We start from the raw sequence: 14,157 nt of genomic DNA, 5'->3' as shown, positions 1-14,157 counted from the left end.
TTATTCCCTTGTTTTTTGAGTTTGATAACCGATTTAGGCCGGTTTCTAACCGAGGTCTGTTAACGGGTGGTTGTCTTGAGTCTCGCCGTCCAACGACGGATACACAGAGGTACGGTTCCAGGTAGGCCAGGACGCTGGCCATGCCCCCCCCCCCTTCTACCACTTGTGAGGACGGGAGCCACTATTCGGCAGCTCCCTTAACCAATTTATGGTCGGCCGCTCCGGCCTCCCATTTTGCTTGCCACCCTACCCGCGCCCCGTGCAGCAGCCATACCTCCAGCAGCTGCTCCACCGACTCCGCGAGAGAAGCCCGTTGCACCTGCTGCTGTGCCACCAGCAACGCCACCACCAGATATTCCTCTTAACATACCCGCCCCTGCGTAGGCCATGACGGACAACCAGACCATCGGTAGTAGCAGGATCGATGACGTAGCAACGGTGGAAATCAGCAACGAATTGGTTGCTTCATCAAACCATCCCGCTTGGGAGCCATACATATCGAGAATTCGGTTATCAAACCAGTAGGCAGCAGCCCAGATCGCATTGATGAACTCAAGGCTGAAATAGGTCAGGGCCAGCCCGAAAAATGAAACAAGACCGTAGTTACCAAACAGCATGACAAAAGGGGCCGCCAGGATAATCACCATCTGCAGCATCACCAAGATCATCGGACCCGCAATCTTGAACATCTGGCGAATGGAGTTTGCCTGCAGAAACTCGTTTGCAGAGGTACCAACATTGGCGATATCGAAGAGCTTGTCCAAAACCGAACGCCACTGTGACTGTTCAGCCTCGAAATTATTGCTCATATCGACGTCTGTGCTGGACTTCAGGTTCGCAGCGTTATTCTGCAGCACCAGCTTCAGGATCATGTCTTCTTTAAGCTCTTCGGTCACATTGGTCGTGGTGAAGACGTTGAAGCCCCACGTTTTCCAGTCACCAAGAATATCGCCGGCTTCATCCATAGGTATGTCATTGAGAAGTTTATGTCTTAGCCCCAGGCTCGCATTAACGCCCCCCCCAAGACTTTCTTCACCCAGCCAGACTTCTTTACAGGAGGGGTTAGCACCGAATTCATTGACCTGATCGCTTTGGCGCATCACAGTTTGTCGAGTAAAGCCTTTATCCTCCATCCGGTGCATGTAAGCCGAGGGATGTTCGTAGTATTCGTCCAGGTAGCCCAGCAGGATGTGGCTCCCCATCCAATCAATGTTCGCCCAGGGTGTCACGTTGGCCGGCAGCTCCGGCGTCGGTGGATTTTCCCGGAAACGCGCTATGGCCTTCTGGTAACACACCTCGTTGAATTGCTGTACCTCTTCCCGAAGCCGTTCGGATTGGATGCTGACGTTTGCAACCCGCATCAACATGTATTCGTAGTTATTCACGCACGTCATGCTCTTGATGGTAGTGTGCGTGATCGCTGTCGACAGGAACTCCACAAAGCTCCAAGCCACCGGCTTGTGAACCTGCCAGCCGGAAAGGTCACTGAACGTGGAGTTGTAGGCCGGAGACACGTTGTTGCCCGTCCCGGAGATATTGGACGGGGCGTTGCAGTCCGGTACGCCGAGTTCATAGCGTACCGTCGACAACTGTGTTGAGAAACCTTTATAAGGCAGCACACACAACATCAGAACCAGGATCATTCCCAGCAATGTGGTTTCCATGCTTCTGATGGTTTGAGCGGCTTCGCCCGTCGAGTAGTTATCCTTGAAGTTAGAGATGATGGCGACGATGAACGGGACCAACGCCAGTCCGGAACCGACCAGCACGTCCCAGATCGCCTCATACATGTTCCACCCGAACATCAGGGTGTAAATTTCCAGCAGCGTATTGGCAACCATCCCTGTCAGCCCCCCAGACCCAATTGTTGAATCAAAACCAGTTCAATGAAGATCAGCAACAAAACAATCTTCCACCACTGCGAGCACATGTGCAGATAGTCCGCGTGGCGTTTCTCCAGGATATCCTCTGACTCGGAGCCGTTTGCACCTTGCCCTGCGCGAGTTGCCCAACGGGAAATGAGAGGCCAGCAGCCCACTAAAGCTGCGTACATGGCCATCCGATACCATTTCCATTCAGAAATCAGATTCAGCGTGGATAACTCTTCAGCCGAGGTTTCGGTAAAGACGGAAATGACCATGCCAACCAGCATTAATGCAATCAAACCGCCGACACTTATCAGTAAGAACTTCCGTGTCCTGTTCATTCAAGGCTGCCCCAGCGAATTCAGGCCGGTTGGTTTTGCCCTCGAAGGTGCCCGAGTATTCTGGATTTCACGCTCTTCAGCACCAACGATGCGTTGAATGGTCAGCTTCGCAATGGCCTGACGGGTTTTGATTTCATTATCGAGTTGGTCGAGTTCAACCTGCAGGTGATCAATTGCATCATTGACCACAGCTTTGGCCGACTGCAGATTGGACACATTGGGCTCTTTAACACCCGAACGAAGCATTTGTGTCAGTAACCTGCCCTGCTCGACCAGGCGGGTGTAAGCAATTTCACCGGCTAACTTCCGAATCATGGTTGGCTGGCTATCCAGCGGTCGCTTTCGGATCGCCGCAATCACCGTGTCGTCAACCAACACCCCCGGTGGTGCAGACACTCTGTTCAGGTTCTGCCAGGTCATTGGCGTCACTCCGTTCACGAGGTCTTCCAGGTCGTTGTAGATACTGTCCGACATATCCCGGTGCTTGTAGGTCAGACCTTTACCCGGCGTGGTTTCCAGTTTTTTACAGGTCTCACACGTTCGGATTTCAGTATCACCCACCACTTCCATAGCCCATGTGGCGGCGGCGACCGGACCACTCCAGTACTCCCAGAGCGGTGTCCCCTGACCGGCAGCCGGAGGGATACTGGCCGTGGTGCAGGGGTTACTCTGATCGAACAACACGTTGTACCCGACAATCACGACATCTCGCAGCGCATTGATGGGCGGCATTGCTACGCCCCCTTTCTTGACGCCGCAGATCCACTCCGCCCCTTCGTTACCCGCTTCCAGCCTATCAACTTCATCCTTGGTGGCTTTAGCATCACCACCTTTAGCCCCAATTTGGTAAGCCCACTCGGAAACCTGGGCATTCACTTTGAATTTCTCAAACGGAAAGCCCTGATCGCCCATCATGACCGACGCCATTTCCTGACAGGAGGTCTCGGCCCACTCAAAGTCCATTTTTCCCTGCAAAATGCCCTGCTGAAGAAGGTCATACAGTGCCGGGTCCGCTCGCTGGATTGCCAGCGCGGGTAAGGATGCTACCGCTCCGGTGGCCGACTGGATGATGTTGTTCATCATGTTCTTGAAGCCATCGGTGATGCCGTTCAACTGATTTGACACCGTAATCTTCGGATCAAACTTTCCGCACTCCATACCGAGATCCCAGCCTGAACCGAAACTGAGCACCGGAACGGTATGAACGGCCGTTGGAGGCCCTGACAGCATTCCGCCTCCGATTCGGTAATCAAACGCATTTTTCAATCGCGGTGAACTGGTATCCAGCGCACACGCTGGTGCCACCAGTGACACTGCCAGCGCAAAGCAAACCAAACGTTCTTTAGGGTTTTTCATACACCTATCCTTGTCGTAAACAGCTTACCTGGTGGCGGTCATCAACCACTGTGCCAAACGAGGGTCTGTCCAACCCGCTGGCAGCACTTGTAGGCTTTCCAGAAATTCCAAACGTAAGAACCATCCGAGCTGCGCTTACTAGGGCCCGGCATCGCGGACATGGGGAACTGCGCGCAGGAACTCTCGTTGTCCGGATAAAGCATCTGAAACACGCCCGTGTCCTTGTCGTTCTGATCCAAGGGGCCGGCGGGCCAGTAGCCATCTTCACTGGGCTGGCCAATTGAGAAATACAGGTGAGGTTCAAAAGTACGTGTAATGAAATGCATCGCCCGGAAGGACGTCAGAACCGCACTCTTCAACCCATCGGCCTGTGTCAGAAACCCCATTCTCGGGAAGATCGAGCCGTAGTTATTCGTCATCGTGCCGAGATTGTAGGCAGGCACGCCAACAGCCCAGGACTGCGGGTAGAAGAGTTCTGGCAGATTCCAGCGCCAGGCAATGGAGTCCAGGTTTGAAATGTAATACGGAAAAAAGGGAAACGACCGGCCGGAGCAGACCATACCAAACAGGCCGGTCGCCATCGCATTGTAGGCAATCAACGCGGGGTTTCCGTAGGCGTCGACGAGTTTAAAATCCAGGTTAACGTGGTCATTTTTGACCGCTTCGTTCGATTGTCCGCCTCGGACCTCAGTGACATTGTAATTCTCGACCCAGGAAATCATCGTCGTCACCCAGCTGCTATCCGACGTCCCCTGGCTGACTTGATTGATGTCCTGGCTTTCTGTCCAGGGCTCACCGTTTGCCCTGTCATAACTCTGAACCACCAGATCGGGGACAAAGTTTTTGACCTTGGTGCTGGTGGTAAAAGTACAGATCGGCGGAACCACACAGCTCATCCAAACACAGGCGCCCCGTAACTCCCAGTCCATACAGGACATGGCCGCGGCCATTGTCTGCTGCGTAATATCGATCGTATTGATAACTCCGCTATACTGGTCGTTGGTCTCTCCATGACAGGCGATGCACTCGACCGTGCCGCGCTGTTCGAGCAGCTGTTGAGTACTGCCAATCGTAGTGTCCCGAACAGCGTCCGTGGAGGACGGGTTGTAGTTGGTCCAATCTGACGGGTATCCAACGGCCCATCCGGACGCCAACAACAACCAGACTGAAGCAAGTAATTTCAGATACGGATTCACCGCCTACCCTCCTTGTTGTAAACCTCCAGAGCAGCCTTGAGCGAGCGCTGGCCGTAGACAACTTTTTGGTCGTTAAACACCACTGCAGGTATTTTCTTGATCTGTAACCGAACAGCGGCTTCGATCGCCCGGCTACCCACTTCAATTTGCTGATAGACGCCCCCCCAATCAGGACTGTTCAACAGATCGCTGAAGGCGCGCCGGTGGGCTTCTTCGTAGGTCTGGAGATTGAGATCGCCTTGCAAGCGGGATCGAACCTGTCGGTTAAGCTCCTCTGTCGCTCGTTGGCTCGCATCCAGCTCATAAACCTCGACCGGTAGCCCGGGTGGCAGTGAAACGTCATCCAGCACGAAGGTTTCCTGGGTCTGAAATATCCGAAGACTGTGGATGGGCTCCAGCGCCTGGGCATTTCCCGTGATCAGGCTGACCAGAAGTAACAAGGCAACCGTGGTTTTTCTCACAAGGCTGTCTCCTTCTCAGCGGCCACATCAGCACGCAGCGTTTCCAATACTTCCTTGGCAACCGCGTCCTGGCCCTGATCAGCGTGTATTTTCTCCAGCCGCTCAAGCGTTGCCTCTGCCGCGGTTTTTCTTTTGCGGTTCGGAACGGGATCCGCCGGCTTTTCCGCAATACCCCGGTAGTAGTCGATCATTTTCCCGACGTATTCAGCGGCCTCTACCTCAGTGATTCCAAACTGTTTCATGTATCGGGCACGTTCCGTTTTCTCATCTTTCTCTGTACCTGCAAGACTCAGGTACAACGACGGCGGCACGTTTCGGAACAACGCCTCCATGTTTTCCGACAGAACGACCCCTTCCGTGTACTTCTTGGGTTCTTTGCGGGCCGAAAGCATCAGTTGCTTTTGTTCTTCTGTCAGGTTCTTGAAGCGGGCGATATCCTCAATCTCGTCCTGAGGCATCACCAGACAAATCCACCACTCAATCATGTTGAGCATCTTTTTCGCAGAACTCGGAAAGTCGGCCATGTTTTGAGTCGCCACCCACCACCAGGCACCCAGCTTTCGCCACATTTTCACGACTTTGACGACAAACGGCGCCAGCAAAGGGTTGGTTGTTATGATGTGGCCTTCATCGGTGAGCATGACGATGGGCCGTTCGTCGTGCTGGTGTTTCTCGGCAAGGTTGTTGATTCGCATCATGATCGATGTATAGGCAATGGCCAGCTGGGCGTTGTAGCCTTCCCGGGCAAACGTCGCGAGATCCACGATGGTCACATCGGTATCGGGCCAGGCTTCACCGTCTGTATTAAAAACCTCACCCTCGAACCCATCACAGAACATCCGAAGGGATTCGCCCATCTCGAAGGCCCGCATTCTCCGGTGCTCCGGATAGTCCCTGTCTTCGTTGATCATCCGAAAGCCGTCAGCCACATCTGAGGTCATGGTTCTCCGACCGGCTTGCTCTGCTTTTCGGGCACCATTGAAAATGGCATCCCTGATCATTCGGCGGTCTGCGCGGGACAGCTTTTTCGCCTCCTCCTCTTCGCCCCCGGTGATCATGAGCGTGGCGATAATTTCCATCTCACCCATGATGTCACGCTGGTCATCACCATCGTCATCGGCGGTTGTGTCCTCGGCCATCATCATCTCTGCCAGAACATCCATTGCCGCTTTGGCTCGCACCTGCTTCTGCTCAGCATCGTTCAGCTCGTGAAACGATTTCATCACACCATCGCTTCGAATCTTTTCTGGAATATGGGTTGCCAGGTCCTCCTCGCCGACTAATGAGCTATCGCTGACGATCCGAGACCCCAGAAGATCCTCTTTATTGGTCTGGAGAAGTTTGTCAGCGTCCACGAACGGAGGCAGGCATACGCCCGAGCCAGGCTTGAGCTGAACTTTGTTTACGGACAGGCCTTTGCTGGCGAAATAGTCACCCAAAAGCCCAAAGGAGTTACCCGCCTCGACAATGAAAAGCCGTGGCCGAAGCAAGGCCATGATCTGGCCTGCCATGTTCGTGATGTGCGCGGATTTGCCCGCACCGGTTGGGCCCAGGATCAGCCCATGAGCGTTTTTCTTTCGGTCTGCCCCATTGAAAGGATCGAAGGATACCGGCTCCCCACCCCGGTTGTACTGGGTTTGTCCCGGATTGCCTGTGCCTCTGTGGCGACCAAAAACGGAAGAGAGATTTGCCAGGTGCTGAGACCAAACCGGACGCGTGGCTTTAAAGTTAGCGTCCATGCCGGGCTCATAAACCATGGGCAGGTTGTAAACATAGGCATCGAGGCCAAGAGATTCGTCTTCCTCTCGCACCGGTGATAGCTGGTTGGTCAGAAGGATCGTACTCACTGCGTTGGACTTCTTGCGAAGATCGCGAAGATTCTCACCGCGAATATAGACGCACATCATCGCCCGATAGAGCTTGTGCTTGTTGCCCATTAAAGCCTTGGCGGTTTCACAGTCACCCCGGGCCATCGTCGCATCAACTGACTCGCCCTTGGATTTATCCTGGATCCTGTTGATATGGTTCTGAACTTCATCCTGAGGCGTGATGATGATGGTCGTCGCCATGACTGTGCCCGGCGGCATTTTATCCATCATGCAGGACGCTTTACCGGTGGTGAGACCGTCCGGCGTTACCGCGCTGACCTCCCCTGCGATCTGGCCGATTTTCGGTGTTCGACGGATCTTATGAACACGAATGCACCGATGCGGCAAGCCATCAAACCACCAGGTTTGCGAATCGGCATCCGACCTGGGCATGCTGAAAAACAGGGATTCCGCAAAGTCATCACCGTAAGGCAACGCCTCTTCTCCGGGATAACTGGCTAATTCAACAAATTTCCGGCGGTTGCCACCGGTCAGCTCCGGGCGCGGATTGAACCATTTAAGCAACCACTCATAATAGGTTTTGCCGTCATTGCGCACCAACGTGATGCCCGCATCGCGGAAAGAGGCTTCAAGCTTTTCAATCGTATCGTTCAGCTCTTCTTCGGGCGTCATCCCCGCGTACGATTTCCACTTTGCCGGCAGCCTGCGATAGACCACCATTTTGATGCGGCGAATTTTTCCACTCCAGGGGGCATCCAGGACTTCTTTGTCCTCGAACAGGCCGCCTTCTTTACAAATCCCTCTCAGGTGGGCTTCCATCTTTTCGAGCCAGTCCTGGGTGAACTCTGAGCCTTTACAGTAATGCTTGGGATACGCCCTCAACGCTGCGATGTAGGACTCCATGTCGTCATCGTCGTAGGTGTACTGCTGTATAATCCAGGGACCGCTGGTCAGCTCCTCAAAACAGTCCTGCAACGCATCCTGAATCATGTCCCGCCGGTTCTGGAGCCAGTTGTAGGATCGGCCCTCGGTCGCGATCGGCATGATGTCAAAGACAGCGCCTACGCTCTTACCGTCATCGAGCAGGACGGTTTTCGAGTCGGTCTGGAATTCGTACCAAGGCAGCTTCTGAACGAACGACGAAGGCCGCCCATACATGCGCTTGGCCTCCAGTGTACTAAGCGGTTTGGCTTTCGATTTATGTTCAATTTGCGCGGGAGATTCAGCTGTTCCCTCTCTCTGGCGGGCATTCCCTGAGGGGGAGAAAACATCTTTAAGTGCCTTGGCGAAATCCATATCGTTACTCTCCGAATTCGTTCCGCATATCACTGAGCTCGCCCGGCATCGCGTAGTGGTCTTTCTCCCACATACGGAACTCGGTCAAATAACCGGGTATAGGGACCTGGTCACTGGTGGCCAAGTGCGGAGCGACAAACATGTACATCGTCGGATTGGGAAGCAGTTTGAATCGTTTCTGCAGCTGATTTTTTTCGGAACGCACGTAATCGCTGAGCCGAACGTCTCCCTCGACCATTGGACGGCGAACCAGAGCGCGGGTATCCAGCAACTGTCCATCACCAACGCCGCTCATGTGATTTGCATAAACGGCTTTCATGTCCTGACTGGGCTGAGGAATAAAGTTGTCCTTACTCGCGCAACCAGTCAGCGCAACGCTAATCAAGGAAATACTCAGAGCGGCGATTGACATTCGCATAGTGGTTTACCTTTCTACCTTCGGGATCGTAATCAATGGCCAGTTGTTCCGAGATGTGAATCACCAGCTCCGTTCCTGGCTCAACGTAAATGGCGTCAAACGAATTGCTTTGGCGGGCATCAAGCCAGTCCGTCACCTCATCGAGGCTACTGGAAATGGCATCGTTCTTTGCGACCACCATGGGATCGCCAGTCAGGCCTTTGGTCTGTCCACCAAGGGCATTGGTTGAGGTGGTAAATTCGGAGTCCGCTTTGGCTTTGGAATAAGAACTGGCCCCCGTCAGGAGAACTTTCTGAGCGAGATAACTTGGCGCGTTTGTAATCCGCTGGCCTGTCACGCAAGGAATACCGTATTTGTCCGAAAACCACGCAATGGCATCTATAGACTTTTCGCCTGGCTCGGGATAGCTCACTATTGTTCCGTCCTGGAACGTGAACGTCATCGAGTCGATCTGTCCGCTGACACAGCTCAGAGTCCAGTCGCCCTTGGCAATCCCGGACATCTTGATGCCAGTAAGACCGGGAATTTTGATGCCATTTGAAGACAGGTTCTCAGGTCCAACGATCAGCTTGAACGGATACGGGTCAACCACCTGCCCCCCGATTGGAATGCGCCCCAACAGGGCTGTCATCGAGACTGAACCGAGTAACGTAGCGTTATCGGGAATGGTGTACGCTTTCACCAGCCGCTCTTCTTTAGACTTTTGCTTTTGTTGTGGCATCTCCAGGCCGGTGACCGAGGAAACACTGCTGGCGCCCAGATCAAAATCTGGCAGCGAAATCTTTGATGGGTCCCGGGGGTCTACCTCAGCTTCCAGGGGATTTGTCCAAATCACTTGATCAAAGTCGACGGGCGAGCCGCTGTCGTCATAACCAAGGCCCGTAGGGATTCCGGCTGAGTTAATGTCGTAGCCGTTGGCCGTGGTCTGGCTTTTTTCATTCGAGCCCTGAAGTTCCTCCAGCCGGCTTTCCAATTGAGCAATCAGGCCTCGCGTGCGATCCTGAGTGTTTTCAAGCTGTCGCTTCTGCACCGCTGCATCTCGCTCGGCGTTCTCGAATCGATTGGCAATCCGCTTATTGAGGCTCTCCTCCATCTTCAGGAGACTGTCGATCCTCGCCTTCAGGCGTTCGTTTTCTTCCTGCAGCTTAATGCTGTCCTCGCGAACCGCACGCGTCTCATTGGTCAACGTCCGCATCGTTTCAACGGGAGTATCAACGTCTACACCGAACTCTTCCTGAAGGTAATCCGCTTCCAAGGGATCTATCCCAAGACCGTTATCGATCTGACCGGGACCGCTCTCAATAGCTGAGAGACCCGAAGTCTCGATCGAGCCGGGATCAGATTGGGCCTGAGAGTCATTGGAACGGCCGCCTTTCATGATGATGACGAAGAGAACCGCAACCACGACGACGGCCAGTGTTTTGACAACAATGTTGGCTTTCATCAGGCTCTCCTTTAGCTGTCCGCTACAGACGCTTGGGTTTCACGCTTCAGGTCCTGGTAGTAAGTCCAGGGATAGAGTGTCTCTTTGAGGGACCGCTCAGAGATCAGGTACAACACCGTGCTATCGCCGGGCGTTCCCTGTGGCTCAAGACTGTGGTGCTGTAACGTGGCATGTGAAAACGGCAGGTTGAGGTCCAGATAATCCAGTTGAACCGTTTCGTCAGAAACATTCCGGATGTACAGCGCCGCAAGGTAATACCCGCCGCCCTGATAGGCCACAACAGGCTTTGAAAGGGTTTTGTAACGGGCCGGGCCTTTGAAAATTCGTACCGCGCCTTTGACCGCAAGCGGCGTTTCCGAAATCCCGGCTTGATCGTGGTGCAGTCGGGTGGGGCCGTAGAGCCTTTGCGCCGCGTAGCGAGTCAGGTCAATGGGCGTAATCAGCTCAACCTTTTCAGGCATAGATGCGGCAGCGTCGTCCGAAGAAACCACATTGTCCGATGCCAGCACGATCCGGACGTCCTCAAGTGATTTTTCTCCATCGGCTTTGTCGGTAGCGATGAGATCGAGAAGGATCACTTTACCGTCGTCCATGCGTCGGATTTGAACGCGCTGTTTATCAAATGCTTCGTAAGGGAGGAAATGAACGGCCCCCTGCGCGGACTGGGCCCGGAAGAGTTTCTTAACCTGCTGTCCTTTGGTGATGCCAACCTGAACATGGGAACCGAACTGAATGGATCGTTCCTCGCCATTATGCAGCTCAATGGTCACCGGCAGATTGTCATAATGAATAATCTGTTCCGCCCAGCTTGATGTGGCGACACACAGGAAGGCGACTGATGTGATAATGAATTTCCGCATGTTTATTCACCGATTTCCGAAGAGGTGTTCTGAACGTCATCCTGCTCCCGGCTGCCGCCTTCCAGTCGCCTCGGTTTTTTATAGAAACCGTCAAGCGCCAGGCCCCACAGATTGCACTCGGGATCCACATCCCAGCGCACGACTCGAATGGGGTATCGAACAAAAATGTCTTTGACGATCTCGGACCGGAACGTCTCTTTTACGTTGACGTCGTAGAACGCCACCCAACTGTCTCCAGATTCCACATAGACTCGTTTGGCCGTGTACGGGCGATCCGGCATTTCCTGAAGTGCGCGAGAGCGGGTGAGCTCGTGGTTTAAAAGGCGCTGCTGATAATCCCGCTCCAGTTCACCCTTAAATCGTGGAGTGATGTAGCAGCTCAGGCGCTCGATCTGTTGTTTATAATTATCGGTGCCTTCAACTGGCCAATTGTTCATCTGTTGCCAGATGTAGTAGCCAAACGCATAAATATTGAATGGATGCCGTTCGTCGATTCCACGGGTAGAGCCAGAACGAAGATCGGGCGGGATATCCACTTTGATGTGCTCGGGTGCATCCCTCCATCCCATGATCGTAAGAATCAGTGCGACACTTAAAAGTCCGAGCAGTATTCGTAGGGTCAGAATGTGCGAATCGCGACCATCGAGAGCTTTTTTTGTACGCCCCATTGTCACTCCTCCGTCTCCATATGAATTCGAACAACGGGCTTCTCGCGCCGTATATCCCAGCCTTGGGACGTCTCGATGTAGTTGAAATTGATAAAACTGAATTTTTTCTGGGCAAGTTTCTTCAGATAGACAATATGCAAACCGTCAGGTCTGCGGCGCTTCAGCTCCTGAAGGTATTTCCCTATGACCAGCAAACTGGCGATGGCCATACCCACTCCGATCCCAACGCCAAACAACCCCCACCCGAACGGCAGTAGCACCAGAACTGAGACAGGAATCCAAAAAACTAGGCCAACGCTGATGAGAACAACGACTTCCGTATCCGTTAGCCCCCGGAAAACAACCGGCTCTTCAATGAGCCGGTCGGGGATGAAGTCGATTTCTCGACCCTTCATTCCTGGTTGATTCATCAGAAGATAACGGTTGAGGCTTCGGTAAGCAGGAAGACAACAAAGACGAGCAGCAGAACGCCCATACCACCGTGCATCCCCATATCGCCCCAGGTTTTCTTGCCGTCCCCAATTTCGTTGTAGGTCGAAATCATGTTCCGAGCGACGGCCAGAAAGGCGATGGTGCCCAGAATCAAACCAAGTACGATGGCGATGTCATAGGCGTAGCCTTTCAGCAGTCCGATGTAATCGCCTTGGGCAGGCGCTTGGGAGGGGTTAGTTGTCGTCGGCAATGCAGCATGGACCTGTGTTCCAAACGCCAACATTGCCATGGCAACACCGTGTTTAAAGGCCCGCGCTTTGTGCAAACCTTGATGAATCGCTCTTTCCATTTTTCAATTACCCGGTTGTTTAGGTTGGTTTATTAGCTAACGAGTAGGTACAAAAGAACCATCAACAGAAAAACACTCCGACACCAGATGACGAGCATGCTTGTACCGCTGATTCGCTCCGCACCAAAATCCTCATAGGCCTGCATACAGAGCCAGGCCGTGTAGAGGAAAAACGCCGTCCCACCAATGAGCTGAATTGCATCGAGCATGGCCGCAGAGGTCTGGAAGCAAGGACCGCCCCCACACCCTGCGCCTTCAGCGAACCACTGCTGTTGTTGCGCATTCATTACTGATGCTCCGTGTAGGATTCACTGAGAGCATCAATAGCCGACGGAATAATGGGCTCCATCGGAACGGTCAGATGATGGGCAATACCTGCCTGTATCTTGCGCAGGTCAGCCAAGAGAGTTTCGTACTCGAACTGGGTGCGTTCGTTTGAGTTGGAACGGGCCTTAGCACTCATAACCAACACTTCGAGCGCGGCAAGTTCTGATCTGATATTGGAAAGGGCCTCACGCTCAGCCCATACGTCCGCGTTGGACACTGGCACAAATGCGAGGAGGCAAAACAGCAGAAGGTGTTTCAGGTTACTCATCACGAATCCATTGGACTGGCTTACCGGAGATGAGTTGAATTTAATCAGAGCGAGCGGAGGGCATCGGGTTTATTAGGTCAACAGAAGTTGACCTATTTCGTTACGGATTGGCAAAGAAACATTGGCTTACCAAGGACAGAACAGCTGTAGTGAAAGTGAAGCAATGACTGAGGTGATGGCTACAAACGGGCGCAGGATAAATCCAGCAAGAGGTGTTTGGGCGGTAGTGCTTTTCGCCAGCCGGATCTCGGAACATAGCCGTCTCACCCATACCCCCCGCGGATTCAAGGGAGTATGGGGAATTAGAACAGCCAGCATTCAAAGATACTTTTTGAACTTCGAGGTCATGACCATCAGACAAAGCCCAAAAAGAACCGCAAACGGCGTGATAATAAAGTTCGGATGGATCGAATTTGGAATCGACAGGTAGAGAATCCAGGCGAGGGCCAATACCGGTAGGGAGAATCGTTTTGCCCAGTGATAGACATACCCGGATTCATTCCCGCCACACCAACGCCGCAGATCCCGCTGCATCAGCCCATCGCTGATCCCTACAATGCCGAACAGTATGAAAGCCGGCATCGACAGAAAGAGAATGGCCATTCGAACCAGGAACATGATCAGAACGTAAACTGCCGCCATGAGGTAGTCGTAATATCCTGCTACTAGCCTCTTTACTGCAGCTTTGATCTCACCGTCATCCGGAGACACCGTTTTTACCGCTTGAAGATTGTCGACAATACCTGAATCGATAAAAAGAAAATTCGCTACGGTACTTACGGTTTCACTGGCCGATGAAATCGCACCTTCATTCATGCCGTCCCCGCCTGTCAGGGACTCGCTCAAATACCCAATCTCCGTTTGCATCATGGACTCGGCGTGGGCGTATCCTGGCTCGTCGTAGAAAAACGCCATACCGACCCACTCGATTACTACGGACATAAAGGCAGAAAAAAGGAGCAATCCGATTATTTTGAGAACCAGCTCAATCGTCTTGCCTATGGGCCCTCGCCGCCGGGCCGGGTGTTCAGTGCTCGCCTCAGCCAT

General features: G+C 53.3%; 15 protein-coding genes. All 15 read right to left on the bottom strand.

The genetic code is table 11. The annotated features are described in order from the left end of the window. Nucleotides 1-206 precede the first annotated feature (206 nt). On the bottom strand, nucleotides 207-1,841 hold the full coding sequence (locus QPL96_RS13020; RefSeq protein ID WP_303287773.1) for a conjugal transfer protein TraG N-terminal domain-containing protein: 1,635 nt from the start codon (nucleotides 1,839-1,841) through the stop codon (nucleotides 207-209). 5 nt (nucleotides 1,842-1,846) lie between these two features. After that, nucleotides 1,847-2,206 (bottom strand): hypothetical protein, encoded by a 360-nt coding sequence (locus tag QPL96_RS13015; RefSeq protein ID WP_303287772.1) that lies wholly within the window; start codon nucleotides 2,204-2,206, stop codon nucleotides 1,847-1,849. After that, nucleotides 2,207-3,562 carry an integrating conjugative element protein gene (locus tag QPL96_RS13010; protein ID WP_303287771.1) on the bottom strand — a complete coding sequence of 452 codons (1,356 nt, stop codon included), beginning with the start codon at nucleotides 3,560-3,562 and terminating at the stop codon, nucleotides 2,207-2,209. It abuts the gene before it with no gap. Nucleotides 3,563-3,603: 41 nt separating this feature from the next. Next, entirely contained in the window at nucleotides 3,604-4,758 is a 1,155-nt protein-coding gene (locus tag QPL96_RS13005) for a TIGR03756 family integrating conjugative element protein (protein WP_303287770.1), read from the bottom strand. Beyond that, a complete protein-coding gene (locus QPL96_RS13000; RefSeq protein ID WP_303287769.1) occupies nucleotides 4,755-5,219 on the bottom strand; it encodes a DUF1525 domain-containing protein in 465 nt (154 codons plus the stop codon). The genes QPL96_RS13005 and QPL96_RS13000 overlap by 4 nt, the downstream gene beginning before the upstream one ends. Next, entirely contained in the window at nucleotides 5,216-8,344 is a 3,129-nt protein-coding gene (locus QPL96_RS12995) for a conjugative transfer ATPase (protein ID WP_303287768.1), read from the bottom strand. Before QPL96_RS12995 ends, QPL96_RS13000 begins: the two co-directional genes overlap by 4 nt. Nucleotides 8,345-8,348: 4 nt before the next feature. Next, nucleotides 8,349-8,756: a TIGR03751 family conjugal transfer lipoprotein gene (locus tag QPL96_RS12990; protein ID WP_178338804.1), complete on the bottom strand. Its 408-nt coding sequence runs from the start codon at nucleotides 8,754-8,756 to the stop codon at nucleotides 8,349-8,351. Further along, nucleotides 8,722-10,206 (bottom strand): TIGR03752 family integrating conjugative element protein, encoded by a 1,485-nt coding sequence (locus tag QPL96_RS12985; RefSeq protein ID WP_303287767.1) that lies wholly within the window; start codon nucleotides 10,204-10,206, stop codon nucleotides 8,722-8,724. The genes QPL96_RS12990 and QPL96_RS12985 overlap by 35 nt, the downstream gene beginning before the upstream one ends. Nucleotides 10,207-10,217: 11 nt before the next feature. Then, nucleotides 10,218-11,066, bottom strand: coding sequence for a TIGR03749 family integrating conjugative element protein (locus QPL96_RS12980; protein ID WP_199447791.1), 849 nt, complete (start codon nucleotides 11,064-11,066; stop codon nucleotides 10,218-10,220). A 2-nt stretch (nucleotides 11,067-11,068) separates the two neighbouring features. Then, nucleotides 11,069-11,734 (bottom strand): PFL_4703 family integrating conjugative element protein, encoded by a 666-nt coding sequence (locus QPL96_RS12975; RefSeq protein WP_072678431.1) that lies wholly within the window; start codon nucleotides 11,732-11,734, stop codon nucleotides 11,069-11,071. A 2-nt stretch (nucleotides 11,735-11,736) separates the two neighbouring features. After that, nucleotides 11,737-12,129: a TIGR03750 family conjugal transfer protein gene (locus QPL96_RS12970; RefSeq protein WP_199447792.1), complete on the bottom strand. Its 393-nt coding sequence runs from the start codon at nucleotides 12,127-12,129 to the stop codon at nucleotides 11,737-11,739. A 14-nt stretch (nucleotides 12,130-12,143) separates the two neighbouring features. Next, nucleotides 12,144-12,515 (bottom strand): TIGR03745 family integrating conjugative element membrane protein, encoded by a 372-nt coding sequence (locus QPL96_RS12965; RefSeq protein ID WP_011783549.1) that lies wholly within the window; start codon nucleotides 12,513-12,515, stop codon nucleotides 12,144-12,146. Nucleotides 12,516-12,547: 32 nt separating this feature from the next. Continuing rightward, complete coding sequence (locus QPL96_RS12960) at nucleotides 12,548-12,802, bottom strand: DUF3262 family protein (protein WP_041657474.1); 255 nt, start codon at nucleotides 12,800-12,802, stop codon at nucleotides 12,548-12,550. Continuing rightward, nucleotides 12,802-13,110 carry an RAQPRD family integrative conjugative element protein gene (locus QPL96_RS12955; protein WP_303287766.1) on the bottom strand — a complete coding sequence of 103 codons (309 nt, stop codon included), beginning with the start codon at nucleotides 13,108-13,110 and terminating at the stop codon, nucleotides 12,802-12,804. The genes QPL96_RS12960 and QPL96_RS12955 overlap by 1 nt, the downstream gene beginning before the upstream one ends. Nucleotides 13,111-13,428: 318 nt before the next feature. Next, a complete protein-coding gene (locus QPL96_RS12950) occupies nucleotides 13,429-14,157 on the bottom strand; it encodes a TIGR03747 family integrating conjugative element membrane protein (RefSeq protein ID WP_011783546.1) in 729 nt (242 codons plus the stop codon).

It is taken from the genome of Marinobacter sp. SS8-8 (assembly GCF_030540945.1).
In the GTDB taxonomy this organism is placed as follows: domain Bacteria; phylum Pseudomonadota; class Gammaproteobacteria; order Pseudomonadales; family Oleiphilaceae; genus Marinobacter.
The sequence above is the reverse complement of the archived record's forward strand: the minus strand, read 5'-3'. Positions and strand labels throughout refer to the sequence as shown.